The organism is Dyella humicola (assembly GCF_026283945.1).
In the GTDB taxonomy this organism is placed as follows: Bacteria; Pseudomonadota; Gammaproteobacteria; order Xanthomonadales; family Rhodanobacteraceae; genus Dyella; species Dyella humicola.
Genome location: NZ_JAPDPC010000001.1, coordinates 2,991,604 through 3,018,376, shown reverse-complemented (window position 1 = coordinate 3,018,376; position 26,773 = coordinate 2,991,604). Strand labels below are relative to the sequence as shown.

Genomic DNA, 26,773 nt, shown 5'->3' with positions numbered 1-26,773 from the left:
TGCCTGATGTCATTGCGACCCGGGTCGTGCCACCGGGTGAGGCCATGTTTACCTATCTAACATGGCAAAACGTCTACGGGGAGCACGCGGTTTGACCGCAATGTGCGGCGGGTCATCACCGAGCTTCTTTATAGCGTCTTATTCTGCCGCGCGTTCGCTGCAGTGCGGCAATTTTTCAGGGGCGAAGCGATCGAGCGCATAAGCCAGTGCCAAGGCTGGTTCGATGATGTCGGGCGGGACCGCAAGATCGAGAAAGGCGAGGGCGCGTCGCAACGCAGGCATAGGGTCAGTCGGGTCCACTGGATGGGCCCGCTCGGTCTTGGACAGCTTGCGGCCGCTGGCGTCCAGCGCCAGCGGCAAATGCAGGTAGGTGGGCGTGGACAGGCCCAGGCATCGTTGCAAGTAGATTTGCCGGGGCGTGGAGTCCAGCAAGTCATTGCCGCGCACGACCTGGGTGATGCCCTGGAAGGCATCGTCCACGACGCAAGCGAGCTGGTAGGCGTAGTAGCCCTCGACGCGACGTATCACGAAATCGCCGGCGGTGCTGCGCAGGTTGTGGGTTTGCCGGCCTTGCAGGGCGTCGTCGAAGCCGATGTCCATATCCGGGACGCGCAGTCGCCACGCGGGCGTCCGGTCTTCGGCGGGGGACGCCAGGCATGCGCCATCCAGGTGCAGACCGCCGTCCAGATCGTTGCGGCTGCACCAGCAGGGAAATACCTGGTTGGCGGCCCTCAACTGCTCGAAGGCCTGGTCATAAGCCGCGATGCGTTTGGACTGAAACAGCGCTGGTGCGTCGGCCATCAGGCCAAAGGCGGGCAGCGCCGCCAGGATGCTCTCGGTGGAGCCGGGCATTTCCCGCGGTGGGTCGATGTCCTCCACCCTTAGCAACCATTGCCCCCCTGCGTGACGTGCGCATAACCAGCTGCCCACGGCAGCAACCAGTGAGCCGAAATGCAGATGGCCGGTAGGTGAAGGGGCAAAGCGTCCGTGATAACTCATCGGGGCATTTTAAGCAGGACAGGCGATGAACGCGGAACCCGGCCTACCCGGCATAGGCCAAAAAGCCCTTGAAACCGAGTGCGCTAGCCCCGAATCTTGATAGGCGGCCTTAGCCGCACTCCCTTTCATGACTGCCCGAGAGACAGCCATGCGTCGCATCGCATTGTTCCTGCTTACCAATATCGCCGTCCTGTTCCTGCTCAGCATCGTCTGCCATTTGTTTGGCGTCGATACGTGGGCCGCCTCCCGTGGTTACGGTGGCATGGGTGGGTTGCTGATCTTTGCCGCCATCTTCGGCATGGGCGGCGCCTTCATCTCGCTAGCCATGTCCAAGTGGATGGCGAAGATGTCCACCGGTGCTCGCGTGATCGAGCAGCCGCAGAACGAGGCCGAACGCTGGCTGCTGGATACCGTGCGCCGTCACGCGCAGAACGCCGGCATCGGCATGCCCGAGGTCGCCATCTACGACGCGCCGGAGATGAATGCGTTCGCCACCGGCATGAACAAGAACAGCTCGCTGGTGGCGGTAAGCACCGGCCTGCTGCAGCAGATGGACCGCGAGCAGGTGGCGGCGGTGCTGGGTCACGAGATCGGCCACGTCGCCAACGGTGACATGGTCACGCTGACCTTGATCCAAGGCGTGGTGAACACGCTGGTGATCGTCGCCGCGCGCGTGGTGGGTCGCCTGGTCGACAGCTGGCTGTCGGGTGGTCGCGACAATCGCGATGGCGGCGGCATCGGTTACTTCGTTTCTGTCATGGTGCTGCAGCTGGTGTTCGGCCTGTTCGCCTCGATGATCGTGATGGCCTTCTCGCGCTGGCGCGAATTCCGTGCCGATGCCGCTGGCGCCAAGCTGGCCGGCCGCGGCGCGATGATCTCCGCCTTGCAGCGCCTGCAGGTGCAGCACGGCGAAAGCACGCTGCCACAGACCATCGCCGCATTCGGCATTTCCGGGCACCTGGCCACCGGCATGAAGCGGCTGTTCATGAGCCATCCGCCGCTGGAAGAGCGCATTGCCGCGCTGCAGAGCGCATCCTCGAACGCTTGATCCTTCACCCTCTCCCGACCCGGGAGAGGGTTAGATAAGGGGCCGCCTTGTCGGCCCCTTTGTGTGTGCCGAACCCCTTCCTGTCTGATCTCTTCAAGAGTCTTTCCGCATGACGACTACCGCGCCCGAAACCCGCAAGTTCGAAGCCGAAGTGGCCCAGGTGCTGCACCTGGTGACGCACTCGCTGTACTCGCACAAGGAAATCTTCCTGCGCGAGCTGATCTCCAACGCCTCCGACGCATGCGACAAGCTGCGCTTCGAATCCATCGCGACCCCCGAGTTGCTGGCGGGCGATGGCGAGCTGCACATCGATGTCAGCTGGGACCCGGATGCACGCACCATCACGGTGCGCGACAACGGCGTCGGCATGAGCCGTGAGGAAGTGGTCGCCAATATCGGCACCATCGCCAGCTCTGGCACGCGCCGCTTCCTCGAAGCGATGAGCGCGGAGCAGAAGACCGACGCTCGCCTGATCGGCCAGTTTGGCGTGGGTTTCTATTCCTCCTTCGTGGTGGCCGATCGCGTGACAGTGCTCAGCCGTCGTGCCGACCAGCCGGCTGGCGAGGGCGTGAAGTGGGAAAGCGACGGCAAGGGTGAATACCAGCTCGCGCAGGTCGAACAGGCTGAGCGCGGCACGGCCGTCATCCTGCATTTGAAGGCCGACGAGGACGAGTTCCTCAAGAGCTGGGAACTGCGCACGCTGATCCGCAAGTACTCCGATCATGTCGCATTCCCGATCCGCATGCCGAAGGAGCAGGACGGCAAGCCGGGTGAGGAGTGGGAAACCGTCAACGACGCGTCCGCGCTGTGGGCCAAGCCGCGCAACGAGATCTCCGACGAGGACTACCAAAGCTTCTACAAGTCGTTGGGCCACGATTTCAACGACGCTTTGGCCTGGACGCACAACCGCGTCGAGGGCAGCCAGAGCTTCACCACGCTGCTCTACATCCCCGAGCAGCCGCCGTTCGATTTGATGATGGGCGGGCGCGACGAGCGCAAGGGACTGAAGCTCTACATCAAGCGCGTGTTTATCATGGATGCGGCGGAAGAGTTGCTGCCGAACTATCTGCGCTTCGTGCGTGGTGTCGTCGATGCGGATGACCTTCCGCTCAATGTGAGCCGCGAGATTCTCCAGCACAATCGACAGCTCGAGCGCATTCGCGCGGCATGCATCAAGCGCGTGCTCGATCTGCTGGAGAAGCTGGCGCGCGATGAGCCTGAGAAGTTCGCGACCTTCTACAAAGCCTTCGGCAACACGCTCAAGGAAGGCATTGCCGAAGACCAGGCGAACCGCGAACGCATCGCCAAACTGCTGCGGTTTGCCTCGACCAAGGGCGACGTCGCAGCGCAGACCGTATCGCTGGACGACTACATCCTGCGCATGGCGGTGGGCCAGGACACGATCTGGTACATCACGGCAGACAGCTACACGGCGGCCGTCGGTAGCCCGCAGCTGGAGGCGTTCAAGGCCAAGGGTATCGAAGTGCTGCTGATGTTCGATCGCATCGACGAATGGATGCTTGGCAGCCTCAATGAATACGCAGGCAAAAAGTTGAAGAATGTCGCCAAGGGCGAGCTACCGCTGGATGAGGCGGACAAGAAGCAGCAGGAAGCCGCCAGCAAGGCTGCCGAGCCGGTGGTGAAGAAGCTCAAGGAGCTGCTGGGCGATCGTGTGAGCGAAGTGCGCGTGTCCGCCCGCCTCACCGACTCTCCCTCGTGCCTGGCGCTGTCGGACTACGAGATGGCGCCGCACCTCGCACGTTTGTTGCGTGAGGCCGGCCACGACGTGCCCGACAACAAGCCGACGCTGGAGATCAATCCCCAGCACCCGCTGCTCAAGCGCGTGGAAGCCGAAGGCGATCCGGTCAAAGCCGCTGACCTGGCCAACCTGCTGCTGGATCAGGCGGAGATCTCCGCCGGCGCACAGCTGCCCGATCCGGCGGCTTTCGTGCAGCGGCTCAATCGGCTGATCGTCGGCTGAGATATGCCCGTCATTCCGGCGACCGCAGGGAATCCCTGTGGGGCGCAAGCCGGAATGGCGGGCCTGTCGCTCGGCTGCAAGCTACGCCCGGTCGCACCAAAAGTCACCTATAGGCGCTCGCTATACTGCGTCCCTTCCGCTCGAAGGGATGTCCATGGGCACCTTGCTGTTGCTGTTCGTCTGCCTGCTCCTGGGCGCGCTGGTCGCGCGCTACGCGAAACCGCCCGTCGGCATCGTTCACGGCATCAACTGGTGGGTCATCAACATCGCGCTGCCGGCCTTGGTGCTGGAGCTGGTGCCAAAGGTCAGCATCGACAGGCAGCTGTGGTTTCCCGTGGCGGCCATGTGGGTGGTGTTCTTCGGCGCCTGGCTGCTGTTCGCCACACTGGGCCGTTGGCTGGGCTGGTCGCGCGCGCGGATCGGCGCGCTGACCCTGGTTTGCGGCTTGGGCAATACCTCGTTTATGGGTTATCCCATGATGCAGGCGCTGCATGGCAAGGAAGGGCTTGCGCTGGCGGTGGTGGCCGACCAACTGGGTTGTTTCCCGTTGCTGGCGTCGGCGGGTGTGGCGGTCGCATCCCTGTACGCGGGAAAAGCACCGCAAGCGAGCGCGGTCGCCCGGCGCATCCTTACCTTTCCGTCGTTCCTTGCGCTGGTCCTGAGTGTGATCGTAGGCGCGCTAGGTGGTTGGCCGGCCCTGCTGGACAGCGTATTCACGCCCGTCGGTGCAACCCTGACGCCCCTGGCCTTGTTCTCGGTGGGCATGCAATTCAAGTTTCATCTCGGCGAGCGACAGCTTTCTGCGCTGACGCTCGGGCTTGGCTGGAAGTTGGCGCTCGCGCCATTCGCCTGCTGGCTGTTGGGTAGGGCCGCGGGCGTCGGCGGGCTTACCCTGACGGTGGGCGTGCTGCAGGCAGGTATGGCGCCGATGATTTCGGCAGCGATCCTTGCCGACGAATACAAGCTGGAGCCTAGCTTGGCCAACACGATACTCGGCGCCGGCATCGTGCTGTCGCTGATCACCGTTCCGCTGGGTAACCTGTTGCTCGCCGGCTGAGGCGAGGCTCGATCTGGAAGCGTCGCGGTGACGCATCGCAGCGGGGTTTCATCAGAGCATGCGGCTTCAGACCGAGGGACGGCTTCTCGCGATCTCCCGATAGGTGACAATAACCCCATGTCATCAGCTCAATTGCAAACCACGGGGCCGGTGCGCGCCGACGTATGGCTATGGTCCGCCCGCTTCTTCAAGACGCGTAGCCTGGCCAAGCAGGCGATCGACGGCGGCAAGATCGACCTCAACGGCAGCAGCTGCAAGCCGGCCAAGGCCGTGCATGTGGGCGATGTGCTGCGCATCAGCCGAGGCGTGGAGCGTCTGGAGGTTGAAGTGCTGGCGTTGTCGGAAAAGCGAGGGCAGCCCAGCGTGGCGCAAACGCTTTATCGCGAGAGCGAGGCCAGCGTAGCGGCGCGCGAGGCGGCGAAGGCTCAGCGTAAGCTAGTCGGCCCCATGGCACCCCCGGGGCGGCCGGATAAGCAGGAACGTCGAAAATTGCGACGGCTTAAGGATTCCATGTGAGTCACCCATCGCAGATTCCGGCGCGAATCTGCGGGAGCATCAACACCGGCGAGAAGCCGCACAAAAGTGCGGCTTCGGTTCGACGTGATGTGGAAGGGGAAGGCGATGACGGGCTTGGCATTCTTAAAGCGACTGCTTGCTGGCGCGACAGAGGGGCGGACGCCGGGGGTATTGCGTAAAGCTGAACAGGGCGCACGCGTGCTGGTGGTTGATGATTCGGCCACCATCCGGGCCGTGCTGGGGCGAATGCTCGAGGTTGAGGGCTATGCGGTGACGCGAGCCGCCGATGGCGAGCGGGCTCTTGAGATGGCGCGCAGCGAGCCGCCTGACCTGATCTTTCTCGATATCGTGCTGCCGGGTATCAACGGCTTTGCGGTGCTGCGTGCACTACGCCACGACCCGCTCACCCAGCACGTGCCGATCGTGATGATCAGCGGCAACCAGCAGGCTACCGAGCAGTTCTACGTTCAGCGCTTTGGCGCCGACGACTTCATCAGCAAGCCGTTCGGACAGGCTGACGTGGCGCGTAGCATCGATCGACTGGTGGGGTTTGGACGCATGTCGGCCCGTCAGCCCGGCGTAGTGGTACCGCTGTCCGCGTCGGCCGAGACGATCCCCGCATTGCTGGCCAATGCGACGTTGGAATGCCCGCCCCAGAAGGTGTCGGACCTGGCAGCGTGAAGCCGAGACAAGCCGGTTCGCGATCTTCGGAGCAGGGCAGTCTCCTTTCGGATCACCGTCTTGCCTGTTCAGCGCCTGGAGTTTAGGGCTTGATGCCTGGCGCCTTCGTCACGTCGACACCGTAACTCGGATCTATTTTGCGGGAACGTCCCAGCCGGCGACGGATGATTTCCACCGGCATGCACTGCTTTAGGGCTGCGATGTTGGATTCTCCGCGGGGCTTTTGGCGCTCCGGAGCGCTTCAGGCGGGCGATAGCCCGGCTTTCACATCCGGGCAACGGCCACTTGCCGACGATCACGAGCTGTTACGAAGGCGTGGAGAGTGGCCGTGGCTGAGACAATCGAGGAAGGCGCTTTAGTATTCGTCGCTGATGGCGAGGATGGCATCGGCTCCGTGCGCAAAGTGCTGGTGGACGAATCGGCGCTGGTCATCTACATCGAGAATGCAGGCGACTTTGTCATTCCAGGGGCCGCAGTGAGAGCCATTCACTCCGGCAAGGTCATCCTCAACCTGGATGAGTTACCTCGACCAGTACTCGAAGCCATCGGCAACGCCAGGAAGTCGGAATATCCGCATTGAGCGGACGCGGCTCGTCCACTTCCTCGTCGAGCGCTACTGGCGAGTGGCTTAGCGAGCTAACCTCGCAGATAGCCACGGACGGCTTTGCCGACGCGCAGCCTCAAGTGCTCCGCATCGCGCTCGCCGCGTTCGCCAGCCGCGTCGACCAAGCCCTTCACGATGGCGATGATGTCTGCCGCCACCAAAATGGCGCCGTCGACGGATGGCGCGCCACGGCGGCCAAATAGCTCGACGATGGCACCACTCAGGTGATTGAAGATATAGGTGTCGCGGGCGCCGAGTGGGAGCCTGCGCTCTTCGAAATCCAGTAGCCGTGCCAGCTCGGGTCGGCGCATCTGATGGCTGACGGCTGCGCCGACCAGGGCATCGATGCCCTCAGCGAAATGAGTTGCTTGCCGGGCCTGTTGCAGGGCATCGACCAGGGGCGCTGTCTCCCGATCGATCAGCGCTGCAGTCAACGCATCCTTGTTGGGGAAGTACTGGTAGAGCGTGCCAATACTGACCCCCGCGCGCTCTGCGACCGCATTGGTGGTGTATCCGGCGAAGCCGTGCCTTTCAAGAATGCGAGCTGCTGCTTCCAGCATCGCCGCCACGGTGTCACCAGAGCGTGCCTGGGATGGCGTCTTTCTTGGCTTCAGCGTGGGGCGGCGGCGATTTGTGCTCATGGCGACAATGCGAGTAGTGAATATGAGCGATTGCTCATATTTTGAATCGTCATCAACCACAACACAACGACGAGTTCAATATGACCACGAAACAGACACCTGCGCTTGACCAGCCCGCCATCACCGTCTTCATGCTGGTGAAGACATTGCCGGAATGGCTGGGCTTCAGCATCGATGAGCGCTTCAGCCAGCTGGCTAAGCATGTCGAACCGATTCTCCAGCGCTATCGCGACCGCGTGCGCTTGCGCTTTTACGACGTGGAGTTCTATACCGCGCGCGTCACCGACGTGTGGGTGTGGGAGGCCGTAGATCACCACGCCTACGAGCTGCTAGTGGAAGAGCTGCGCGAAACACCGTTCTGGGATCGTTATTTTGCGGTCGTGGAGATCTTGCCGGGCGTGGAGAACGCCTATGCCAAGAACTATGGGCGGGAAGCCCTGCCTGCGTAAGTTTCGAGGCGCGCACCGCCGAAAAATGCGCGTCTCTTGATTCAAACGAGGGATTTGAGCCGATACAGCGCTTCAAGCGCTTCGCGCGGTGACATGGTATCGGGATCAATGCCCTCCAATGCCCGCTCCACTACGGAAGGCTGTGCCGCGAACAGGCCCAGTTGCGGCGACTCTTGCGCGGGAGCCTTGGTCGTTGCCGAAGACGCATGTTGATACATGCCGCGCTCCAGTTCGGCCAGGGTGCGGCGCGCATCGGCGATCACCGACTTGGGCAGGCCTGCCAGCGCGGCCACCTGCAAGCCGAAGCTGCGATTGGCCGGACCTTCCTTCACGGCATGCATGAAGACCAGCTGCTCGCCGTATTCCACCGCGTCCAGATGCACATTGGCGATGGAGGCATATTCGTTGGCCAGTTCGGTCAACTCGAAGTAATGCGTGGCAAACAGTGTGTAGGAGCGACTGCTGGCCGCCAGATGCACGGCGGCGGCGCGTGCCAGTGCCAGGCCGTCATAGGTGCTGGTGCCGCGGCCCACTTCGTCCATCAGCACCAGGCTGTGTGCGGTGGCGTTGTGCAGGATATTGGCCGTCTCGCTCATTTCCACCATGAAGGTGGACTGGCCGCGCGAAAGATCGTCGCCCGCGCCAATGCGGGTGAATACGCGATCGATCGGGCCGATGACCGCGCGCGATGCTGGCACGTAGCTGCCGATATGCGCGAGCAGCACGATCAGCGCGTTCTGGCGCATATAGGTGGATTTACCACCCATGTTCGGGCCGGTGATGACTAGCATGCGACGGGCGTCATCGAGCACGAGATCGTTCGGCTCGAACGGTTCCTCGCGCACTTTCTCCACGACGGGATGGCGGCCGCGTTCGATCGCGATGCCGGGTTCGTCGGACAGTTCGGGCGCACTCCAATCCAGCGTCGTGGCGCGCTCGGTCAAGCTGGCAATGACGTCCAGTTCGGCCATCGCCGAGGCGGCATGTTTCAGCGGCTCCAACTGGGCAATCAGCGTATCGAGCAATGCCTCGTACAGTGCACGCTCGCGCATCAGCGAACGTTCCTTGGCCGACAGCACCTTGTCCTCGAATGTCTTCAGCTCTTCGGTGATGTAGCGCTCGGCATTCTTGGTGGTCTGGCGCCGCGTGTAATGCGTGGGTGCCTTGTCCGCCTGGCCCTTGCTGATTTCGATGTAGTAACCGTGCACGCGGTTGTAGCCCACCTTGAGGGTGGCAATACCGCTGGCAGCTTTCTCGCGTTCTTCCAGTTCGACCAGATACTGGTCGGCGTTGGTGGCGAGCCGGCGCAGTTCGTCCAGTTCGGCATCGTAGTCGTCGGCGATGACACCGCCATCACGTTGTAGCACCGGCGGCTGAGCGACTACGGCGCGGGCGAGCAGGGCAGCGGTATCCGCATGGTCGCCAATGCGCGCGACCAATGCGTGCAGCAACGGGCTGTCCAGCGACTCGATGATGGCGCGCAGCGATGGGGCGGCGGCCAAGCCGTCGCGCAGCGTGGACAGATCGCGCGGGCGCGCGGAACGCAAGGCGACGCGCGCGAGGATGCGTTCCAGGTCACCGATGCCGCGCAGCTGCTCGCGCAAGGTTTCGAATTGGCGACTGTCGATCAGCGTGCCGATGGCTTGATGGCGGCTGCGCAGCAATTCGCGCGAACGCAGTGGGCGGTTGAGCCAGCGGCGCAGCAGGCGCGCGCCCATCGGCGTCACCGTTTCGTCCAGCACGCCGAGCAGGGTGTGTTCGGTGCGGCCGCTGGGATGCGTATCGAGTTCCAGGTTGCGGCGGGTCGCAGCGTCCAGCGCAATGGTGTCGCCTGCGCTTTCCACGGCCATGCCGGAAAGATGCGGCAGCGCACTCTTCTGCGTTTCCTCGACGTAACCGAGCAGGCAGCCCGCTGCAGCAGTCGCCAGCGGCAAGCGATCTACGCCGAATCCGCCGAGATCGCGTGTACCGAAGAAGCGGTTGAGCTCGCGGCCTGCGGCATCGCTGTCGAAGTGCCACGGCTGGCGTTTCCGCAGACCCGGCAGATTGCTGACGAACTTGGGCCACGCCACGTCTTCGCCCACCAAAGTTTCGGCGGGTTGCAGACGCGCGAGTTCAGATGCCAGCGCTTCGGCGCTTGGCACTTCGCTGAGTAGGAAGCGGCCGCTGGTCAGGTCCACCCAGGCCAGTCCGTAAGCGCCATGGGCGCCGGCGGCGATCGCCATCAACAGGTTATCGCGACGCTCCTCCAGCAAGGCTGCATCGGTGACCGTGCCCGGGGTGACGATGCGAACCACCTTGCGTTCGACTGGCCCCTTCGAGGTGGCGGGGTCGCCGATCTGTTCGCAAATCGCCACTGACTCACCCAGGCGCACCAGCCTGGCCAGATAGTTCTCGGCCGCGTGATACGGCACGCCGGCCATCGGAATCGGCTGGCCCGCCGACTGCCCGCGCTGAGTCAGCGTGATGTCCAGCAGCCGTGCAGCCTTGCGCGCATCGTCATAGAACAGTTCGTAAAAGTCGCCCATGCGGAAGAACAGCAGCACATCCGGGTGCGCAGCCTTGGCGGCCAGGTACTGGCGCATGAAGGGCGTGTGGCTTTCGAAATCCTGGGCGACCATAACTAGCTGTTCTGTCGAGCCTAACGGTGACGTTGGCGGTGGCGGGAGGCGGTGTGAGTCGATCAAAAAATGTTCGCCAAGATAACCGAATTGCCCAACCATGTATGCCGGCGGCCCGGCATCCCATCCGGGGCACCGCACTGAAGGCTTATGAGTCAGCGCAACCCAAAGCAGTCCTTGCAGACTCGTGGGGAAGTTGGCGCACGGAATTGCGAGTGGGTGGCGCGTTCCTCCCTTGACCTCTGGCACGGTTGTGACGCGGAGAATCCGGCCTGTAGGATCGCCGGCTATGCCTACTCTTTCTCGATCTGTCTCATCTCTGGTGTTAGCGCTGGTTTTCGCGCTCTCTGCTCCCGTCGCCTTCTCCGCCGGGAAGGAGGCGCCCAAGCCATCACCTGCCGATGCCCTCACGCTCTACGCTGGCGCAACCGTCATCGACGGTACGGGCGCGGCAGCGCGTCCCAATCAGGACATCCTGGTGCACGGCGAAAGGATCGTGGCGGTGGGGCCGCATGGTTCGCTGGCCGGCTCGCAGGGGAAGGGGGTACGCACGGTCGATCTGCACGGCAGCTACGTGATTCCTGGCCTGATCGACAGCCATGTGCATATGGCCACGCCACCGAATGCGAAGCGTGCCCAGGCGAACTTGCGTCGCAATCTCTATGCCGGTGTCACAGGCGTACGCGATATGGCGGACGATCTGCGTTCGGTCGGCGAGCTGGCTCGCGAGGCTCGTGCAGGCGAGATTCCAGCACCCGATATCTATTACGCCGCCGTGATGGCAGGGCCTGAGTTCTTCGCCGATCCGCGCGTGGGTGCGGCTAGCTTCGGCGTGGCGCCGGGCAAGAGCCCGTGGATGCAGGCCATCGACGAGAAGACCGATTTGCGCGAGGCGGTCACGCTGGCGCGTGGCACCTCGGCCACGGCCATCAAGGTATACGCCGACTTGCCGCCGGATCTGGTGGCCTCGATTACCCAAGAGGCGCATCGGCAGCATCTGATGGTGTGGGCGCACAGCGCTGTGTTCCCGACGCGTCCGGCCGATGTCATTGCGGCCGGCGCCGATGTGGTCAGCCACGCCTGTTATCTGGCCTATCAGCTGGAACCGGTGATGCTGAAGTCCTACGAGGACCACACGCCGTTCCATGAGGCATTGCTGGCGCCGAGCGGTGACGATCCCGTCATGGCGGGTCTCTACCGCGACATGCTCAAGCACGGCACGATTCTCGACGCGACCGGCAGCCTGTTCGTTCGCTATGACGCCGAGCGGAAGGCGCACCCTGAAAGGCATCCGTTGCGTTGCACCGGGCCGACCACCATTCGGCTGGTCCGCCAGGCCTGGCAGGCGGGCGTGCCGATCTCGACGGGTACCGACAACGATCCTGGCGTCGACGATGCGTGGCCCTCGGTGTTCGATGAAATCTTCTTCCTCGCGCACGACGTGGGCATGCCGCCCTTGCAGGTGATTCACTCGGCCACCTTGATCGGTGCCGAGGCTGCCGGGCAGGCGCACGACATGGGCTCGATCGAGGCAGGCAAGCTGGCCAATTTCGCGGTGTTGTCAGCCGACCCGCTGAAGGACATCGGCAACCTGCGAAGTGTCCGTATGACGGTGAAACGCGGACACGTGTATCCGCGTACTGATTACCGACCGGTGACGAAGGACGAGATGGGCGATGGCGATGACGATTGATCGGCGGACGTTTCTAACCGGTGTGACGTGGGCGGCGGCAGCTTCGATGCTGCCATGGGAAGCGCGTGGCGCAGTTTCGCAGGGTACGGGCATGGCCGACGGCGGCATCATCATCAACGCACTGGGCGGCCTCGACGATCCCAACCGCGGTTCGGACGGCTTGGTGCCGGAACTCTCGCCGCGCGTGCTGGCGGAAGCACACGCTTCAGGCCTCACGGCGGTAAACATCACGCTGGGTTATGTGTCCGGGCCGGACGACCCGTTCGAAGCCAGCGTGCGCGACATTGCCGCTACCGATGCCCTAGTGCGCCAGCACGCCCCTGATGTGATCAAGATACTGACGGCTGGCGACATTCGTCGGGCCAAGGCGGAGAAAAAGGTCGGCCTGATTTACGGCTTCCAGAATGGCGCCATGATGGGCAACGATGCCAAGCGCGTCGACATCTTTGCCGACCTTGGGGTGCGCGTGTTTCAGCTTACCTACAACCCGGCCAACCAGTTGGGCGATGGTTCGATGGCGCCGGAAAACCGCGGCTTGACACCTTTCGGTCGCGAGGTTGTCGCACGCCTCAATGCGCGCCAGGTCATGGTCGATCTTTCGCACAGTGGCGAACAGACCTGCCTGGACGCCGCGCGGGCTTCCACTGCGCCGATTTCGATCAATCACACCGGCTGCCGCGCCGTGGCCAATCTGCCGAGGAACAAGACCGACGCCGAGCTGAGGCTGGTGGCGGAGAAGGGTGGTTTCGTCGGCATCTACTTCATGCCGTTCCTCAACGTCTCAGGCCATGCCCATGCCGAAGATGTGGTGGCGCATATCGACCATGCGGTGAAGGTCTGTGGCGAGGATCACGTGGGCATCGGCACCGATGGCTCGGTGACCCAGATCGACGACCTCAACGTCTACCAGGCGGCCTTGGCGAAGGAGATTGCCCAGCGCCAGGCGGCTGGCATCAGCGCGGCTGGCGAACGGCCGGATACCTATCCGTTCGTGGTCGATCTGCGCGGGCCGCAGCAGTTCCAGAGGCTGGCGCAATTGCTCGCGCAGAAGGGTTATTCAAGCGGGCGGATCGAGAAAATCCTCGGTGCGAATTTCCTGCGCTACGCCCAGACCATCTGGGGCAGCTGACTTCGCTGTTCGTCAAGGCCTTGGCCTGACGGTTGGAAGGGGGTAGAACGGGCGCCTTCGCCGTGGCGCGAAGTCCGCCCGCCCCAGGAGTTCTCCCATGGAGTTGTCCGTTCCTACTGACGCCGACCTGCTGGCCCTGGCCGAGCAGGTGGCGGTGCGCGTCCAACAGCAGCGCCTCATGCTGGTGACGGCCGAATCGTGCACCGGCGGCTGGATCGCCAAGGCCTTGACCGATCTGCCGGGTAGCTCGGCATGGTTCGATACCGGCGTGGTGACTTACAGCTATGGAGCCAAGGAGACCTTGCTGGGCGTCAACCCGCGCACACTGGAGCTCACCGGCGCGGTCAGTGAAGAGACCGTGCTGGAAATGGTGTCGGGCGCGCTGGCCCGGTTCGGCGCCGGCATGGCCGTCGCGGTGACCGGCATTGCTGGCCCCAGCGGTGGCACTGTGGAGAAGCCGGTCGGCATGGTATGGATCGGCTGGAAGCGCCGTGGCGGTTATGCCTACGCCAAGCTATTCCGCTTCGACGGCGACCGCGAGGCCGTGCGCCGGCAGACTGTGGCCGCGGCGCTCAATGGCGTGCTCAAAGCCCTGACGGACTGAGTCGCCAAGGCTGCCCTGACCTGCTTGACCGTTATGGGATACTCCCAAATTACAGATCGCAGTCCGTGAGACTACCCACGGGCATCATGCATTCATTCACTGCCACCCCAGGATCCAAGACGATGGATGACAACAAGCGCCGCGCGCTCACTTCCGCCCTCGGCCAGATCGAGAAGCAATTCGGCAAGGGCGCGGTCATGCGTCTGGGCGACCGCACCGACGACGCCATCGAAACCGTTTCAACCGGCTCGCTGGGTCTGGATATCGCCCTGGGCGTCGGCGGCCTGCCACGCGGTCGCGTGGTGGAAATCTATGGTCCGGAATCCTCCGGTAAGACCACCCTGACCTTGCAGGTCATCGCCAACTGCCAGAGGAACGGTGGCACGGCGGCCTTCGTCGACGCCGAGCATGCGCTGGATCCCTCCTACGCCGCCAAGCTGGGCGTCAATGTGGACGACCTGCTGGTCTCGCAGCCGGATACCGGCGAGCAGGCGCTGGAAATCGCCGACATGCTGGTGCGCTCGGGCGCCGTGGACGTGGTGGTGATCGACTCGGTCGCCGCGCTCACGCCCAAGGCTGAAATCGAAGGCGAAATGGGCGACTCCCACGTCGGCCTGCACGCCCGCCTGATGAGCCAGGCGCTGCGCAAGCTCACCGCCAACATCAAGAAGTCCGGCTGCCTGGTGGTCTTCATCAACCAGATCCGCATGAAGATCGGCGTGATGTTCGGCAGCCCGGAAACCACCACCGGCGGTAATGCGCTGAAGTTCTACGCCTCGGTGCGCCTGGACATCCGCCGCATTGGCGCGGTGAAGAAGGGCGACGAAGTGGTCGGCTCCGAAACCCGCGTCAAGGTGGTCAAGAACAAGGTGGCGCCGCCGTTCCGCCAGGCCGAATTCGAGATCCTCTACGGCGAGGGCACCTCGCGCGAAGGCGAGATCATCGAGCTGGGCGTGGCGCAGAACCTGATCGACAAGTCCGGCGCCTGGTACAGCTACAAGGGCGACCGCATCGGCCAGGGCAAGGAGAACGTGCGCCAGTTCCTGCGCGACAACCCGGCCATCGCCAATGAAGTCGATACCGAGCTGCGCGCGCGCCTGCTGGCCCCCAGCGGCGGCAAGCCCGCGCCAGTCGCCGAAGAAACGGCAGAAGAGGCCTGAGCATGACCGAGCGACGTCTGCGCATCCTGCTGATTGGCGCCTCCGGCACCCTCGGCAGCGCCGTTGCGGCCGAGCTGGGGCAGCGCCATGAAGTCATCACGGCGGGACGGCAGTCCGGCGACGTGCGCATGGACCTCACTGATGTGGCCAGCATCCGTCAGGGGCTGGCCAAGGCCGGTGAGCTGGATGCCGTGATCAGCACCGCTGGTCGCGTCACCTTTGCACCGCTGGCGGACTTCGCGGCCGCGCCGTTCGGTGAGTCCAAGCACACGCTCGGCATCACCGACAAGCTGATGGGCCAGGTCAATCTGGCCCTAGCCGCGCGTGACCATTTGCGCGATGGCGGTTCGATCACGCTGACCACCGGCATCCTGTCCGAGCAGCCGATCGCCCAAGGCAGCTCGGCCAGCCTGGTCAACGGCGCGGTGGAAGCGTTCGTGCGGGCGGCGGCCATCGAGCTGCCGCGTGGCTTGCGCATCAACGTGGTCAGCCCGAACGTGCTGGTCGAGGCGATGGGCGATTACGCGCCGTACTTCCGCGGCTTCGAGCCGGTAACGGCCGCCCGCTCGGCGCTGGCGTTCAGCCGCAGCGTCGAAGGCCTGCAGACCGGCCAGGTCTACAAGGTCTATTGAGGCGGCGGCCGACGCCATGAAGCGCCGTCCCGACGGGGAAGACAGCAAGAAACCCAAGCCCAGCGCCTATAGCAAGGCGCTGGGCTTGCTGGCGCGCCGGGAGCACTCCCGTCGCGAGCTGAAGCTCAAGCTGCGCCAGGGCGGCTACGAGGGCGAGGAGGCTGGCGCGGCACTCGATCGCCTGGGAGAGCAGCACTACCAGGACGACGACCGTTTCGCCGAGATGCTGGTGCGCAGCCGGGTCGCGCAGGGCTATGGCCCCATGCGGCTGCGGGTCGAGCTGAAGAGCCACGGGCTTGCCGATGCCCGCATCCGCGAGCTGCTGGATGCGGCCGAGGTCGACTGGCTAGCTTTGGCAGCCGCCCAGCTGCGTCGCCGCTATGGCGCCGCAGCCACGCTCGACCACGAGGAAAGGGCCCGCCGGGCGCAATTTCTCTTGCGTCGAGGCTTTCCCGCCGCCACAGTACGGAGTGTTACCCACGCCGATGTGGACGACACAGCCGACGGTGATTCCTGAAACCCATCATCCTGGGATGATGGCGGGATGGCCGCGGCAGTGCGGTCCTGGCGTGACTCCTCCTTATGGCCCTCCCCAGTCGCATGAAAACCACCGAAATCCGCTCGACCTTCCTCGATTATTTCCGTTCGAAAGACCACACCATCGTGCCGTCCAGTTCGCTGGTGCCGGCCAGCGACCCGACCCTGTTGTTCACCAACTCGGGCATGGTGCAGTTCAAGAACGTGTTCCTGGGCAGCGAGAAGCTGCCGTACACGCGCGCAGCCGATGTGCAGCGCTGCCTGCGCGCTGGCGGCAAGCACAACGACCTCGATTCGGTGGGCTACACCGCGCGTCACCACACTTTCTTCGAGATGCTCGGCAACTGGTCGTTCGGTGACTACTTCAAGCGCGAGGCCATTGCTTATGCGTGGGAGCTGCTGACCGAGGTCTTCAAACTGCCCAAGGACAAGCTCTGGGTCACGGTGTACCACACCGATGATGAGGCCTATGACCTGTGGAACAAGGACATGGGCGTGGCTGCCGAGCGCATCGTGCGCATCGGTGACAACAAGGGCGCACCGTTCGCCTCCGACAATTTCTGGCAGATGGCCGACACGGGTCCCTGCGGTCCGTGCACCGAGATCTTCTACGACCATGGCGCCGACATCGCCGGCGGCCCGCCGGGTTCGCCTGATGAAGACGGCGACCGCTATATCGAGATCTGGAACCTGGTGTTCATGCAGTTCGACCGCGCGCCCGACGGCACGCTGTCGCCGCTGCCGGCACCATGCGTGGATACCGGCATGGGCCTGGAGCGCCTCGCCGCCGTGCTGCAGCACGTGCACTCCAACTACGAGATCGACCTCTTTCAGCACCTGATCAAGGTGGCTTCCAAACTGACCGGCACCGCCGACCTGGCCAACAAGTCGTTGCGCGTGATAGCCGATCACATTCGAGCTTGTTCGTTCCTCATCGTCGATGGCGTGCTGCCGTCCAACGAAGGTCGCGGCTACGTGCTTCGCCGCATCATCCGTCGCGCGCTGCGTCATGGCTGGATGCTGGGCGTGCGTGGCGATTTCTTCTGGAAGATGGTGCAGCCGCTGGTCGAAGAGATGGGCGAGGCTTATCCCGAACTCGTGGCCAAGCAGTCCTTCGTCGAGGAAGCGCTGCGGACGGAAGAAAAGCGCTTTGGCGAGACGCTGGAAAACGGCATGCGTCTGTTCGACACGGTGGCCGCCAAGGCCGAGAAGACGATTCCGGGTGCCGACGCGTTCCGGCTCTATGACACCTATGGATTTCCGGTGGACCTGACGGCCGATATCGCGCGCGAGCGTGGCATGTCGGTGGATATGGACGGCTTCGAGCTGGCCATGAAGGAACAGCAGGAGCGCAGCCGCGAGGGCGGCCGCTTCGAAGCCAAGGGCCAGATGCCGGCCGAACTCGCAAGTCAGCTGGCGCCGACGGTATTCCTCGGTTATGAAGCGCTGGCGGGTGAGGGCAAGGTCATCGGCATCGTGCGTGCCGGCAAACAGCTTGATCAACTGAGCGATGGCGAAGAGGCCCTGGTTATCCTCGACCGCACGCCGTTCTACGCTGAATCCGGTGGCCAGGTGGGTGATACGGGCGCGCTGGTGAACGGCGCCGGCCGCTTCGGCGTCGGCGACACGCTCAAGATGGGCGGCGTGTTCTTCGGTCATGCCGGTCAATGGCGCGGCGCGCGACCGCTTCGCGTTGGCGACGTGGTCGAGGCAACGGTGGATCAGGCACGTCGTCAGGCCATCGTGCTCAACCATTCGGCCACCCATTTGCTGCATGCCGCCTTGCGCAAGGTGCTGGGCGAGCACGTCACGCAGAAGGGCTCGCTGGTGGCGCCGGAGCGTCTGCGCTTTGACTTCTCGCACTTCAAGCCGCTCAGCGCGGACGAACTGCGTGAGATCGAAGCCCTGGTGAATGCCGAAGTGCGGCGCAACGCGCCCGCCGAAGTGCATCAGATGGCCTACGACGCCGCGATAGAGTTCGGCGCCATGGCCTTGTTTGGCGAGAAGTACGGCGACGAAGTGCGCGTGCTCAAGATGGGTGAGTTCTCCACGGAGCTGTGTGGTGGCACGCATGTCGGCCGCACGGGTGATATCGGCCTGTTCAAGATCGTGAGCGAAGCGGGCGTGGCGTCCGGAGTGCGCCGCATCGAGGCCGTGAGTGGCGCAGGTGCATTGGGTTATGTGGCCGAAGAGGAGCGTCGACTTGGCGAACTCTCGCAGCTGCTGTCTGCCCATGGCGACGACGCTGTCGAGAAACTGCGCCAACTGTTCGACAAGCAGAAGAAACTGGAACGCGAACTGGAGTCGCTGCGTTCCAAGGCCGCCGGTTCGGCCACGGCCGATCTGGCTTCCACGGCCCATGACATTCACGGGATCAAGATCGTTGCCGCCCGCCTCGAAGGCCTGGATGCGAAGGCCTTGCGTGACAGCGTGGATCAGCTCAAGCAGCAGCTTGCCGACTGCGTGATCTTGCTGGCCGGTGCGGTGGATGGTCGCGTGTCGTTGGTGGCTGGCGTGCATGGCAAGGCTTTGGGCCGAGTCAAGGCCGGCGACGTCGTTGCCCATGTGGCCGGACAGATCGACGGCAAGGGCGGTGGTCGTCCCGACATGGCTCAGGGTGGTGGCAACGACACCAGCGAACTGCCGCGGATTCTAAGTGGCCTGACAGGCTGGATTGGCGAGCGGCTGGCCTCCTGAGGCCAGTCAACCATTAAGCCGACGGTCCCGTTTACGCATTGCGCTGCCCTCGGACGCTCGGCTAGTATCCAAACACTGCCGGCACCGAAGTGTTGCGACGGTGTCGCTCGACATGGCATCTACAGAGGGATGCCTGGTCTGTGAAACCGGGGAAGGCGGTAGGGCCTTCGACGGGTAAGATCGTCGAACTGCCAGACGGTGAAGCTCAGGGGTGAGGCATAACCGTCTGTTGGCCTATGACCAAAGTATTCATGGAGTGGCAAACATGTTGATTCTGACCCGCAGGGTCGGTGAAACCTTGATGATCGGTGACGAGGTGACCGTTACCGTCCTAGGCGTGAAGGGCAACCAGGTGCGTATCGGCATCAACGCGCCCAAAACCGTGGCTGTGCATCGCGAAGAGATCTATCAACGGATCAAGAACGAGCACGAGCCGGATGGCAGCGCCTCCAGTGAGTCTGGCGAGCACTGACGATCAATTAAAGCTTTACCTCGAGCGTGCCGGTTAGTATCCTTGCCGGCTCCGCAGAGATGCGGACAAAACCGGAGAGATGCCCGAGAGGCCGAAGGGGCTCCCCTGCTAAGGGAGTATAGGGTCAAAAGCCTTATCGAGGGTTCGAATCCCTCTCTCTCCGCCAGATACGCAAAAAGCCCCCTAGTGGGGCTTTTTGCGTATCTGGCGGAGAGAGAGTTGTGGACGAACCCTCCGGTTCGACAAATTTGTCAGGAACAACAAGGACAGCCGCAGGCTGGCCCTGGAGCGCGAAGCGCGGAAGGGTGAGGCCCAAGGATGGGCCGAACGATCCCCCAGCCTTCACGCGACTAATCGTCCGCCTGACGAAGCCCAGTAGCAGGGATCTAGCGCATCTGGCGGAGAGAGTTAGGTGCGCACGAACAATCTCAGACTCCATGTAACCGCGTCCCCGGCCGACGAGATCCCAAGCCCCGGCTCTTGCGCACCAGTCAGCGCGTGCTGAACGCCGAAGAACCAGCCCCGCATCCATGTGCGCTTTTCGAGGCCTCCAGCGTTAATTTAGCTACCCCAACCCTCGCGGAGGGTGCGCCATGGACAAGCTCCGGCTTGATCATCCAGCCTCGCGGAAAGGCCGTCGATTTTCTGGCCTGGTCGCGATGGCCATCGTGCTGGCGGTAGGCGCCGGAATGCCGTCCATCGCCAGGGCCGACGCATCGGCCGACATGGGTGTCTTCGTGGGTTACCCGCCACCACCCTTGCCGCTCGACGACCAGTCACCGATTCCCGGGCCTGGCTACATTTGGATACCGGGGTACTGGGCCTGGAGCGAGGATGGCTATTACTGGGTTCCGGGTTACTGGGAGCTGCCACCTTTCGTTGGCGCTTTATGGACGCCGGGATATTGGGGCTGGTTTGGACGTGTCTGTATCTTCCACCGCGGGTTCTGGGCGCGCCATGTAGGCTTCTACGGAGGTATCAACTATGGATCCGGCTATCCGGGCAAGGGCTATACCGGTGGTCGTTGGGGGGCTGGCGGCTTCTACTACAACCGCTCGGTCAATCGGATCAATGATCCTCGCATTACGAACGTCTATGGCGGGGCGGCGGCGAACAACGGCGCGCTCGTTCGAACGAGTTTCAATGGCGGCCAGGGCGGCGTCACTGCCCGTCCGTCCGTGCAGGATGAGGCGGTTGCACGAGAGGCGCATGTAGCACCCGTTGCCACGCAAATCCAGCACGTAACGGCGGCCAGCCAGAATCCATCGATGCGAACCTCCGCCAACCATGGAGCGCCGCTGGTCGTGGCGGCACCGGCAAGTGCGACGGATGGGCTGGGTGCGGCCAGTACGCGCGGTGTAACCGGACAGGCGGCTCGCCTCTCGGTGAACTCACAGCGCACGCTTCCGCAGGTGCCGGTCTTTCGCCGCGGCATGGTGCTGAGCACAGCGGGTTCTGTGCCGTACGCTTCCAGCACCTCGCGCTCATCGGTAGCACGGGTCGCAGGAGGTTTTTCGTCAGGTGCAAATGGCGCTACGAGCTACACACGAACAGTTCCTGGCTATGCGAACCGTCCCATGAGCGGCCCGGTCGCTTATCGAATGCCCGCTGTGCACGCGACACCCGCAAATCACCCAGTCCAGGCGGCCGGCGGCGGACATGCTTATGCTGGTGGTCATCACTGAAGACGGTGAGTCCTTGCCGGCCGGGCAACGGTTACGAGACCTTCTCCCAGGCGCTGCTGAAGGGGAGTCATGGTGTGCTCGATAGCATGGGGTTTCCGCCACGTGCTGGGATTCCACCAGGCATCCATTCGCGGATAAAAAAACCGACGCATCGCAGGGTGAGCGGCGGCTGCTTGTGCAGCGTCGATGTCGTGGGCCGCGAGGGCCAGGTTCAAGCCAGCGCTAATCCGCGCAATTCGGTGCCTTCTGGCGTGACGCGAAGCACGGAGCCGTGTTCGTACCAGTCACCCAGCACGATGCGTTCGGCCGGATGGCCGTCCAGATCGAAGCGGTGCGTTGCCGGGCGATGTGTGTGGCCGTGGATCAACCGGGTCACGCCGGCCTTGCGCATGGTCTCGGCCACGGCGTCGGCATTGACGTCCATGATGGCTTCCATGGCGCTGCCGGTGTGCGCGCGGCTCTCCGCGCGCGCCTTGGCAGCCAAGGCGCGGCGTGCATCCATTGGCATGTTGAGAACCTGTGCCTTCCATTCCGGCGAGCGTAGCTGTTTACGCACGGCCTGGTAGGCCACGTCGTCCGTGCAGAGCACATCGCCATGCATCAGCAGGGTGGGGCGGCCGTAAAGGTTGTGCACGGTGCCGTCGTCGAGCAGGGTGAAGCCTGCACGTTGCGCGAAATCCGCGCCGAGCAGGAAGTCGCGATTGCCCACCATGAAGTACACCGGCACGCCGCTTTCGCGCAGCGCACGCGTGGCGCTGGCAATGCGGCCGGGAAGTTCGGCATCGTCGTCGTCACCGATCCAGGCTTCGACCAGATCGCCGAGAATGTAGACGGCATCGGCGGAGCGTACTTCGTCACCCGCAAGATAGTCCTCGAACAGGCGAGTGATCTGCGGGCGACTATCGTCCAGATGCAGGTCAGAGATAAACAGCGTTGCCATCGGCGTGCTCAACTCTTGGCTTTGCCATGCGACTTGTCGCTCTTCGCAGCCTTGTCGGCGGCGGGGGCGGTGGGCTGGGCGGCGCTGTTTGCCGCAGCCGGCGCTTCCTCGCCAACCACGTTGGCGCCGTCGATCACGACCAATGGGTTGGGTACGTCACCGGAGAACGGACCGAGGCCGCGCGTCGGCAACCCGGCAATCTTGTCTACCACATCCATGCCCTTGATGACTTTGCCGAATACGGCGTAACCCCAGGTCAGGCCGCTCTGGTTGCCGACAAAGTCGAGGCGGCGGTTGTCCACCAGGTTGAAGAAGAACTGGGAGGTGCCCGAGTTGGGGTCGGCGCCACGCGCCACCGCCACCGTGCCGCGCAGATTGGAGAGGCCGTTGTCGGCTTCGCTGGGAATGGCCGAGCGTGTCCGCTTGGGCTGCAGGTCGCGCGTATACAGCCCTCCTTGCACCAGATAACCCAGGATCGCGCGATGCATCACCGTGCCGCTGTAGAAGCCGTCGCGCACGTATTGCAGGAAGTTGGCCACGCTCTTCGGTGATTTGTCCGGATAGAGCTCCATCGTGATGTCACCCTGCGACGTGTGCAGCACCACTTGCGGGTGAGGCTGCGGGGCGGGCGCGGTTGCAGGCTTGGCGGTCTGCGCGTTGAGCGCAAGCGGCGAAATCAGCAGGAGAGCGGCGAGCAGGAATCGGGACATGGTAGTCAGGGCGGCATGTGGCATCGGGACATCATACGCGGCCGAGGCGTGGCATGGCTCGCGAGCTCGGCCGGACGTGCTGGAAACAGTCAGGACGGATGGACTTCCAGCAACAGGCCGAGTTCGTTCAAGGGCGCCTGTTCCTGCTCCAGATCGGCTTCGCTGAGGGGATGTTGGTCCAGCCAGGACGAGGGCAAGGTCAGGCGCATGCGATGGCTGGTGGCGGCCAGTTGCATCTGGGGTATCGATTCGGCGCGGCGCGCACGGCGGAACAGCACGGCCAGTCGCAGCAGGGCCGTGATGTAACGCGCCAACTGGCGATAGCGTTGCGGCAGCGAGGAGAACACGGCCTTGTCGGGCCGGCGTCGGTGCGACTCGACGATGGCGGCCAACAGTTGCTGCTCTTGCCGGGAGAAGCCCGCCAGATCGGCATGCCGCAGGATATAAGCGCCATGATGATGGTGCTGGCTGTGCGCGATGGCCAGGCCGATCTCGTGCACGCGCGACACCCAGGACAGCCACTCGCGCGCCTCGCCATCGAGTTTCCAGGAGCGTGCGATCTGGTCGAAGAACATCAGCGCCGTGGATTCCACCCGACGCGCCTGGGCGCGGTCGACGCCATAGCGATTAGCGAGCGAGTCGATGCTGGCGGTGCGTGGGTCGGTACCACCGGCGCGACCAATCAGGTCCCACAACAGACCTTCGCGCATCGAACTCTGGCATACACGCATGCGTTCGATGCCAAGCGCTTCGAAGGCGGCCTCGAAGATCACTACACCGCCGGCGATGACTGGCGCGCGGTCCTCCCCCAGCCCCGGAAGTTTCAGTGCACCGATTTGCCCCTGCGCCAGCAAGGCATCGCGCAGTTGGGCAAGCGAGGCCGGGGTGATGCCATCGTCGGAAAACTTCATCGCCTGCACGACCGAGCCGATGGACTTGGCCGTACCCGAGGAGCCATAGGCTTCGAGCCAGCCGGATTCCCGGAAGTCCTCGGCAAACTGCTGCAGCAAGACGCCGATTTCGCCATTCGCGCGCTGCCACCGTTTGCGATTGAGCTTGCCGCCGGGGAAGAAGCGCAGCGTGGAGGCGATGCAGCCGGCCTGCACGCTTTCTGTGTGCAATGGTGCGAAGCCGCGTCCGATGATGAACTCCGTACTGCCGCCGCCGACGTCGATGATCAGCCGGCTTTCCCGCGAAGCGGGCAGGTCGTGCGACGAACCAAGGAAGATCAGGCGGCCTTCCTCGCGGCCGGAGACAATTTCCACCGGATGTCCCAGCGCCGTTTCCGCGGCCGTCAAAAAGGACTGCGGCGAGGCCAGCCGGCGCACGGAATTGGTCGCTACGGCACGCACGCGAATCGTGGGGACACCGGCGATGCGCTGGCCGAAGCGGGCCAGGCAATTGAGCGCACGGGCACGATGCTCCGCATCGAGCGTGCCGTCCGCGCGCAGGCCGGCGGCCATGCGAACGGTCTCACGCAGGCGGTCGATCACGCGTGGCTCGCCGTGCTCGACCCTGGCTACCACCATGTGGTAGCTGTTGGACCCCATGTCCACGGCGGCGATCAGCTCGCCGTCCTTGATCTGGGTCTGATCGCCTTGGCTCATGCGGGGCTCGTTTCGGGCTGCTGAATGCGGATTCTCTCATGCAGCACCGGATGCGCGAAGCGCTGATTGTATGCGGGAGCTATTTCCTGGCGTCGAGTTTCGGGCATGGCTCGTGGGGCGCTGAGGCGAGATGCTCACTCACGCGAGCATTCCCCGGCGTCATTTTACGGTGGGTATCAGTAGGGACAGCAGCCATTGTTGGGCGCTGTGCGGTGCCTCATCGCCCGGTTCGGCACGGGCGTAACGACCATCGCCGTCGAGCAGCCACGCCTCGGTGTTGTCAGCCAGGTAGTTCGCCAGCGTTTCGTCGTAGACACGTTGGGCCAAGGCCGGTTCAAGTATCGGAAACGCGACCTCGATGCGTCGCCTGAGATTGCGCTCCATCCAGTCCGCGCTGGCGCAATAAATCTCCGGCGCACCATCGTTGGCGAACCAGTAGACACGGCTGTGCTCCAGGAAGCGGCCGACGATCGAGCGGACGCGGATGCGCTCGGATATGCCGGGCAGGCCGGGGCGCAGGGTACACGCGCCGCGCACGATCAGGTCGATCTCGACGCCTGCCTGCGACGCGCGGTACAACGCCTGGATCACATGCGCCTCGTTGAGCGCATTGAGCTTGGCCACGATACGTGCTGGACGCCCGGCTTCCGCGTGGGCGGTCTCACGCTCGATCTTCTCCAGCACGCTGCGATAGAGCGTGAAGGGCGAGTGCAGCAGGTGCTTCAACTCGATCACCGGCCCCAGGCCCGACAGCTGCTGGAACACCTTGTGCAGGTCTTCGCCGATGCCGGGGTGAGACGTCATCAGGCCGATATCGGTGTAGGTGCGGCTGTTGGCCTGGTGGTAATTGCCGGTGGAGAGGTGGACATAGCGGCGCAGAACATCGTCCTCGCGCCGCACGATCAGCAGCATCTTGGCATGGGTCTTGTAGCCGACCACGCCGTAGACCACCTGCACGCCGGCTTCCTGCAGGCGAGTGGCGAGGCGGATGTTGGCCTCCTCGTCGAAGCGCGCACGCAATTCGATCACCACGGTGACGTCCTTGCCGTTGCGCGCCGCTTCCACCAGCAAATCCACCAGGGGCGTATCGACGCCGGCGCGGTAGAGCGTCTGCTTGATCGCCAGTACGGCAGGGTCCTGGGTAGCCTGGCGCAGCAGATCCACCACGGCGGCGAAGGATTCGTAGGGGTGATGCAGCAGCACGTCGCGTTGGCGCAGCACTTCAAACTTGCAGCGGCTGGCATTGAATGCCGCCGGGAGCTGCGGAATGAAGCGAGGGAACTTCAGCTCCGGGCGATCCAGCCCGTCATAGATGGTGCCGGCCCGGATGATGTTGACCGGGCCGTCACAGCGATAGACGTCCGTCTCCTCCAGCTCGAAATTGGCGATGAGCATGGCCACGATCGCCTTAGGGCAATCGTTGTTGATCTCCAGTCGAACCGGGCGCGCATAGCCGCGTCCCACCAACTCCTCGGTCAGGGCGCGGGCGAGATTGTCGACCTCGGCTTCCTCCACCATCAGCTCGCTGTTGCGGGTGACGCGGAATTGATACGAGCCGGCCACCTTGAAGCCCGGGAACATCAGATCGACGAAGCCCTGCAGCAGCTCGGCGAGAAAGACGTAATTGTCACCGCCATCGCAGACTTCATCGGGCAGTCGCACGATGCGCGGCAGCGATCGCGGTGCGCGCACCAGCGCCATGTGGCCCTCGCGCCCGAAGGCATCGCGGCCCTTCAATACGATCGCGATATTCAGCGTCTTGTTGAGGATGCGCGGGAACGGGTGCGCCGGATCCAGCCCCAGCGGTGAAAGCACCGGCAAGACCTCGTTCTCGAAATAGCCTTGCAGCCACCGGCGCTGGCGCGTCGTCCAGCGCTGGCGGGTGAGGAAGTGGATGCCCTCGGCATCGAGCGCCGGGCCGACCTCTTCCTGCCATGCCACGTATTGTTCCGTGACCAGATCCAGCACGCGCTTGCGGATGCGGGTCAGCAGTTCGCCTGAGGGCAGTCCGTCCGGCCCCGGTGCAGCCGAGCCGAACATGTGGTGATGCTTGAGCATGGCCACGCGCACCTCGAAAAACTCGTCGAGATTGTTGGCGACGATGCTCAGATAACGCAGGCGCTCCAGCAGGGGTACGCGAGCGTCTCGCGCCTGCGCCAGCACGCGGAAATTGAATTCGAGCGCTGCCAGTTCGCGGCTGAAGTACAGCTCGGGAGCGGCACGATCGGGGACAGGCAAGGGAGTGGCGGGTTTGCGGCGCATCCGTCCATTCTGGCCCAAGCAGCGGCTTAGTACATGGCGCACTGCCGC

Annotated in this window: 23 protein-coding genes and 1 tRNA gene; 17 read left to right on the top strand and 7 right to left on the bottom strand. The window is 63.8% G+C overall.

The window, feature by feature from the left end; genetic code table 11:
• Positions 1 to 138: 138 nt before the first annotated feature.
• A complete protein-coding gene (gluQRS, locus tag OUZ30_RS13280) occupies positions 139 to 999 on the bottom strand; it encodes a tRNA glutamyl-Q(34) synthetase GluQRS (protein WP_266182783.1) in 861 nt (286 codons plus the stop codon).
• 148 nt (positions 1,000 to 1,147) lie between these two features.
• Here gluQRS and htpX point away from each other — a divergent pair, with 148 nt between their 5' ends.
• From htpX to OUZ30_RS13250, 6 genes are all read left to right on the top strand, one after another.
• Positions 1,148 to 2,047 carry a protease HtpX gene (gene htpX / locus OUZ30_RS13275; RefSeq protein WP_266182782.1) on the top strand — a complete coding sequence of 300 codons (900 nt, stop codon included), beginning with the start codon at positions 1,148 to 1,150 and terminating at the stop codon, positions 2,045 to 2,047.
• A 109-nt stretch (positions 2,048 to 2,156) separates the two neighbouring features.
• On the top strand, positions 2,157 to 4,028 hold the full coding sequence (gene htpG, locus OUZ30_RS13270; RefSeq protein ID WP_266182781.1) for a molecular chaperone HtpG: 1,872 nt from the start codon (positions 2,157 to 2,159) through the stop codon (positions 4,026 to 4,028).
• Positions 4,029 to 4,182: 154 nt separating this feature from the next.
• On the top strand, positions 4,183 to 5,085 hold the full coding sequence (locus OUZ30_RS13265) for an AEC family transporter (RefSeq protein WP_266182780.1): 903 nt from the start codon (positions 4,183 to 4,185) through the stop codon (positions 5,083 to 5,085).
• Positions 5,086 to 5,202: 117 nt separating this feature from the next.
• Complete coding sequence (locus OUZ30_RS13260; protein ID WP_266182779.1) at positions 5,203 to 5,601, top strand: RNA-binding S4 domain-containing protein; 399 nt, start codon at positions 5,203 to 5,205, stop codon at positions 5,599 to 5,601.
• 105 nt (positions 5,602 to 5,706) lie between these two features.
• Positions 5,707 to 6,282 (top strand): response regulator, encoded by a 576-nt coding sequence (locus OUZ30_RS13255; protein ID WP_266182778.1) that lies wholly within the window; start codon positions 5,707 to 5,709, stop codon positions 6,280 to 6,282.
• A 328-nt stretch (positions 6,283 to 6,610) separates the two neighbouring features.
• Positions 6,611 to 6,862, top strand: coding sequence for a hypothetical protein (locus tag OUZ30_RS13250; protein WP_266182777.1), 252 nt, complete (start codon positions 6,611 to 6,613; stop codon positions 6,860 to 6,862).
• 56 nt (positions 6,863 to 6,918) lie between these two features.
• Here OUZ30_RS13250 and OUZ30_RS13245 read toward each other — a convergent pair whose 3' ends face one another.
• The gene (locus OUZ30_RS13245) at positions 6,919 to 7,527 is read right to left on the bottom strand and encodes a TetR/AcrR family transcriptional regulator (RefSeq protein ID WP_266182776.1); all 609 of its coding nucleotides are present in this window, start codon (positions 7,525 to 7,527) and stop codon (positions 6,919 to 6,921) included.
• Between the two features lie 80 nt (positions 7,528 to 7,607).
• Between OUZ30_RS13245 and OUZ30_RS13240 the strand changes: the two genes are divergently transcribed.
• Entirely contained in the window at positions 7,608 to 7,976 is a 369-nt protein-coding gene (locus OUZ30_RS13240) for a darcynin family protein (RefSeq protein ID WP_266182775.1), read from the top strand.
• Positions 7,977 to 8,017: 41 nt separating this feature from the next.
• Here the strand turns inward: OUZ30_RS13240 and mutS are convergent, their stop codons facing one another.
• Complete coding sequence (mutS, locus tag OUZ30_RS13235; protein WP_266182774.1) at positions 8,018 to 10,597, bottom strand: DNA mismatch repair protein MutS; 2,580 nt, start codon at positions 10,595 to 10,597, stop codon at positions 8,018 to 8,020.
• Positions 10,598 to 10,886: 289 nt separating this feature from the next.
• Here mutS and OUZ30_RS13230 point away from each other — a divergent pair, with 289 nt between their 5' ends.
• The 10 genes from OUZ30_RS13230 to OUZ30_RS13185 all read left to right on the top strand — a co-directional run bounded on the left by OUZ30_RS13230 (position 10,887) and on the right by OUZ30_RS13185 (position 21,206).
• On the top strand, positions 10,887 to 12,290 hold the full coding sequence (locus OUZ30_RS13230; protein WP_266182773.1) for an amidohydrolase family protein: 1,404 nt from the start codon (positions 10,887 to 10,889) through the stop codon (positions 12,288 to 12,290).
• Positions 12,274 to 13,419 carry a dipeptidase gene (locus tag OUZ30_RS13225; protein WP_266182772.1) on the top strand — a complete coding sequence of 382 codons (1,146 nt, stop codon included), beginning with the start codon at positions 12,274 to 12,276 and terminating at the stop codon, positions 13,417 to 13,419. The genes OUZ30_RS13230 and OUZ30_RS13225 overlap by 17 nt, the downstream gene beginning before the upstream one ends.
• 97 nt (positions 13,420 to 13,516) lie before the next feature.
• Positions 13,517 to 14,023: a CinA family protein gene (locus OUZ30_RS13220; RefSeq protein ID WP_266182771.1), complete on the top strand. Its 507-nt coding sequence runs from the start codon at positions 13,517 to 13,519 to the stop codon at positions 14,021 to 14,023.
• A 122-nt stretch (positions 14,024 to 14,145) separates the two neighbouring features.
• Positions 14,146 to 15,183, top strand: a complete 1,038-nt coding sequence (recA, locus tag OUZ30_RS13215) for a recombinase RecA (protein ID WP_266182770.1) — start codon at positions 14,146 to 14,148, stop codon at positions 15,181 to 15,183.
• A 17-nt stretch (positions 15,184 to 15,200) separates the two neighbouring features.
• Positions 15,201 to 15,815 (top strand): short chain dehydrogenase, encoded by a 615-nt coding sequence (locus OUZ30_RS13210; RefSeq protein WP_266183174.1) that lies wholly within the window; start codon positions 15,201 to 15,203, stop codon positions 15,813 to 15,815.
• Positions 15,816 to 15,831: 16 nt separating this feature from the next.
• On the top strand, positions 15,832 to 16,332 hold the full coding sequence (locus tag OUZ30_RS13205) for a regulatory protein RecX (protein WP_266182769.1): 501 nt from the start codon (positions 15,832 to 15,834) through the stop codon (positions 16,330 to 16,332).
• 83 nt (positions 16,333 to 16,415) lie between these two features.
• Entirely contained in the window at positions 16,416 to 19,049 is a 2,634-nt protein-coding gene (gene alaS, locus OUZ30_RS13200; protein WP_266182768.1) for an alanine--tRNA ligase, read from the top strand.
• A gap of 265 nt (positions 19,050 to 19,314) precedes the next feature.
• Positions 19,315 to 19,521: a carbon storage regulator CsrA gene (csrA, locus tag OUZ30_RS13195; RefSeq protein ID WP_266182767.1), complete on the top strand. Its 207-nt coding sequence runs from the start codon at positions 19,315 to 19,317 to the stop codon at positions 19,519 to 19,521.
• Between the two features lie 73 nt (positions 19,522 to 19,594).
• Positions 19,595 to 19,687 (top strand) — tRNA-Ser (locus OUZ30_RS13190).
• Between the two features lie 427 nt (positions 19,688 to 20,114).
• Complete coding sequence (locus OUZ30_RS13185; RefSeq protein ID WP_266182766.1) at positions 20,115 to 21,206, top strand: YXWGXW repeat-containing protein; 1,092 nt, start codon at positions 20,115 to 20,117, stop codon at positions 21,204 to 21,206.
• Between the two features lie 211 nt (positions 21,207 to 21,417).
• Here the strand turns inward: OUZ30_RS13185 and OUZ30_RS13180 are convergent, their stop codons facing one another.
• The 4 genes from OUZ30_RS13180 to ppk1 all read right to left on the bottom strand — a co-directional run bounded on the left by OUZ30_RS13180 (position 21,418) and on the right by ppk1 (position 26,725).
• Positions 21,418 to 22,146, bottom strand: a complete 729-nt coding sequence (locus OUZ30_RS13180; RefSeq protein WP_266182765.1) for a UDP-2,3-diacylglucosamine diphosphatase — start codon at positions 22,144 to 22,146, stop codon at positions 21,418 to 21,420.
• An 8-nt stretch (positions 22,147 to 22,154) separates the two neighbouring features.
• Complete coding sequence (locus OUZ30_RS13175; RefSeq protein WP_266182764.1) at positions 22,155 to 22,856, bottom strand: peptidylprolyl isomerase; 702 nt, start codon at positions 22,854 to 22,856, stop codon at positions 22,155 to 22,157.
• 89 nt (positions 22,857 to 22,945) lie between these two features.
• Positions 22,946 to 24,463: a Ppx/GppA phosphatase family protein gene (locus tag OUZ30_RS13170; RefSeq protein ID WP_266182763.1), complete on the bottom strand. Its 1,518-nt coding sequence runs from the start codon at positions 24,461 to 24,463 to the stop codon at positions 22,946 to 22,948.
• A gap of 159 nt (positions 24,464 to 24,622) precedes the next feature.
• A complete protein-coding gene (gene ppk1 / locus OUZ30_RS13165) occupies positions 24,623 to 26,725 on the bottom strand; it encodes a polyphosphate kinase 1 (RefSeq protein WP_266182762.1) in 2,103 nt (700 codons plus the stop codon).
• Positions 26,726 to 26,773 lie beyond the last annotated feature (48 nt).

What these genes read in the sequence shown, in the direction of transcription:
- OUZ30_RS13255 (WP_266182778.1), top strand. Translation starts at nt 5,707, where the DNA reads ATGACGGGCTTGGCATTCTTAAAGCGACTGCTTGCTGGCGCGACAGAG.
- OUZ30_RS13245 (WP_266182776.1), bottom strand. Translation starts at nt 7,527, where the DNA reads ATGAGCACAAATCGCCGCCGCCCCACGCTGAAGCCAAGAAAGACGCCA.
- OUZ30_RS13240 (WP_266182775.1), top strand. Translation starts at nt 7,608, where the DNA reads ATGACCACGAAACAGACACCTGCGCTTGACCAGCCCGCCATCACCGTC.
- htpG (WP_266182781.1), top strand. Translation starts at nt 2,157, where the DNA reads ATGACGACTACCGCGCCCGAAACCCGCAAGTTCGAAGCCGAAGTGGCC.
- OUZ30_RS13175 (WP_266182764.1), bottom strand. Translation starts at nt 22,856, where the DNA reads ATGTCCCGATTCCTGCTCGCCGCTCTCCTGCTGATTTCGCCGCTTGCG.
- htpX (WP_266182782.1), top strand. Translation starts at nt 1,148, where the DNA reads ATGCGTCGCATCGCATTGTTCCTGCTTACCAATATCGCCGTCCTGTTC.
- csrA (WP_266182767.1), top strand. Translation starts at nt 19,315, where the DNA reads ATGTTGATTCTGACCCGCAGGGTCGGTGAAACCTTGATGATCGGTGAC.
- OUZ30_RS13230 (WP_266182773.1), top strand. Translation starts at nt 10,887, where the DNA reads ATGCCTACTCTTTCTCGATCTGTCTCATCTCTGGTGTTAGCGCTGGTT.
- recA (WP_266182770.1), top strand. Translation starts at nt 14,146, where the DNA reads ATGGATGACAACAAGCGCCGCGCGCTCACTTCCGCCCTCGGCCAGATC.
- OUZ30_RS13260 (WP_266182779.1), top strand. Translation starts at nt 5,203, where the DNA reads ATGTCATCAGCTCAATTGCAAACCACGGGGCCGGTGCGCGCCGACGTA.
- OUZ30_RS13265 (WP_266182780.1), top strand. Translation starts at nt 4,183, where the DNA reads ATGGGCACCTTGCTGTTGCTGTTCGTCTGCCTGCTCCTGGGCGCGCTG.
- OUZ30_RS13225 (WP_266182772.1), top strand. Translation starts at nt 12,274, where the DNA reads ATGGCGATGACGATTGATCGGCGGACGTTTCTAACCGGTGTGACGTGG.
- ppk1 (WP_266182762.1), bottom strand. Translation starts at nt 26,725, where the DNA reads ATGCGCCGCAAACCCGCCACTCCCTTGCCTGTCCCCGATCGTGCCGCT.
- alaS (WP_266182768.1), top strand. Translation starts at nt 16,416, where the DNA reads ATGAAAACCACCGAAATCCGCTCGACCTTCCTCGATTATTTCCGTTCG.
- OUZ30_RS13220 (WP_266182771.1), top strand. Translation starts at nt 13,517, where the DNA reads ATGGAGTTGTCCGTTCCTACTGACGCCGACCTGCTGGCCCTGGCCGAG.
- OUZ30_RS13185 (WP_266182766.1), top strand. Translation starts at nt 20,115, where the DNA reads ATGGACAAGCTCCGGCTTGATCATCCAGCCTCGCGGAAAGGCCGTCGA.
- OUZ30_RS13170 (WP_266182763.1), bottom strand. Translation starts at nt 24,463, where the DNA reads ATGAGCCAAGGCGATCAGACCCAGATCAAGGACGGCGAGCTGATCGCC.
- OUZ30_RS13180 (WP_266182765.1), bottom strand. Translation starts at nt 22,146, where the DNA reads ATGGCAACGCTGTTTATCTCTGACCTGCATCTGGACGATAGTCGCCCG.
- gluQRS (WP_266182783.1), bottom strand. Translation starts at nt 999, where the DNA reads ATGAGTTATCACGGACGCTTTGCCCCTTCACCTACCGGCCATCTGCAT.
- mutS (WP_266182774.1), bottom strand. Translation starts at nt 10,597, where the DNA reads ATGGTCGCCCAGGATTTCGAAAGCCACACGCCCTTCATGCGCCAGTAC.
- OUZ30_RS13205 (WP_266182769.1), top strand. Translation starts at nt 15,832, where the DNA reads ATGAAGCGCCGTCCCGACGGGGAAGACAGCAAGAAACCCAAGCCCAGC.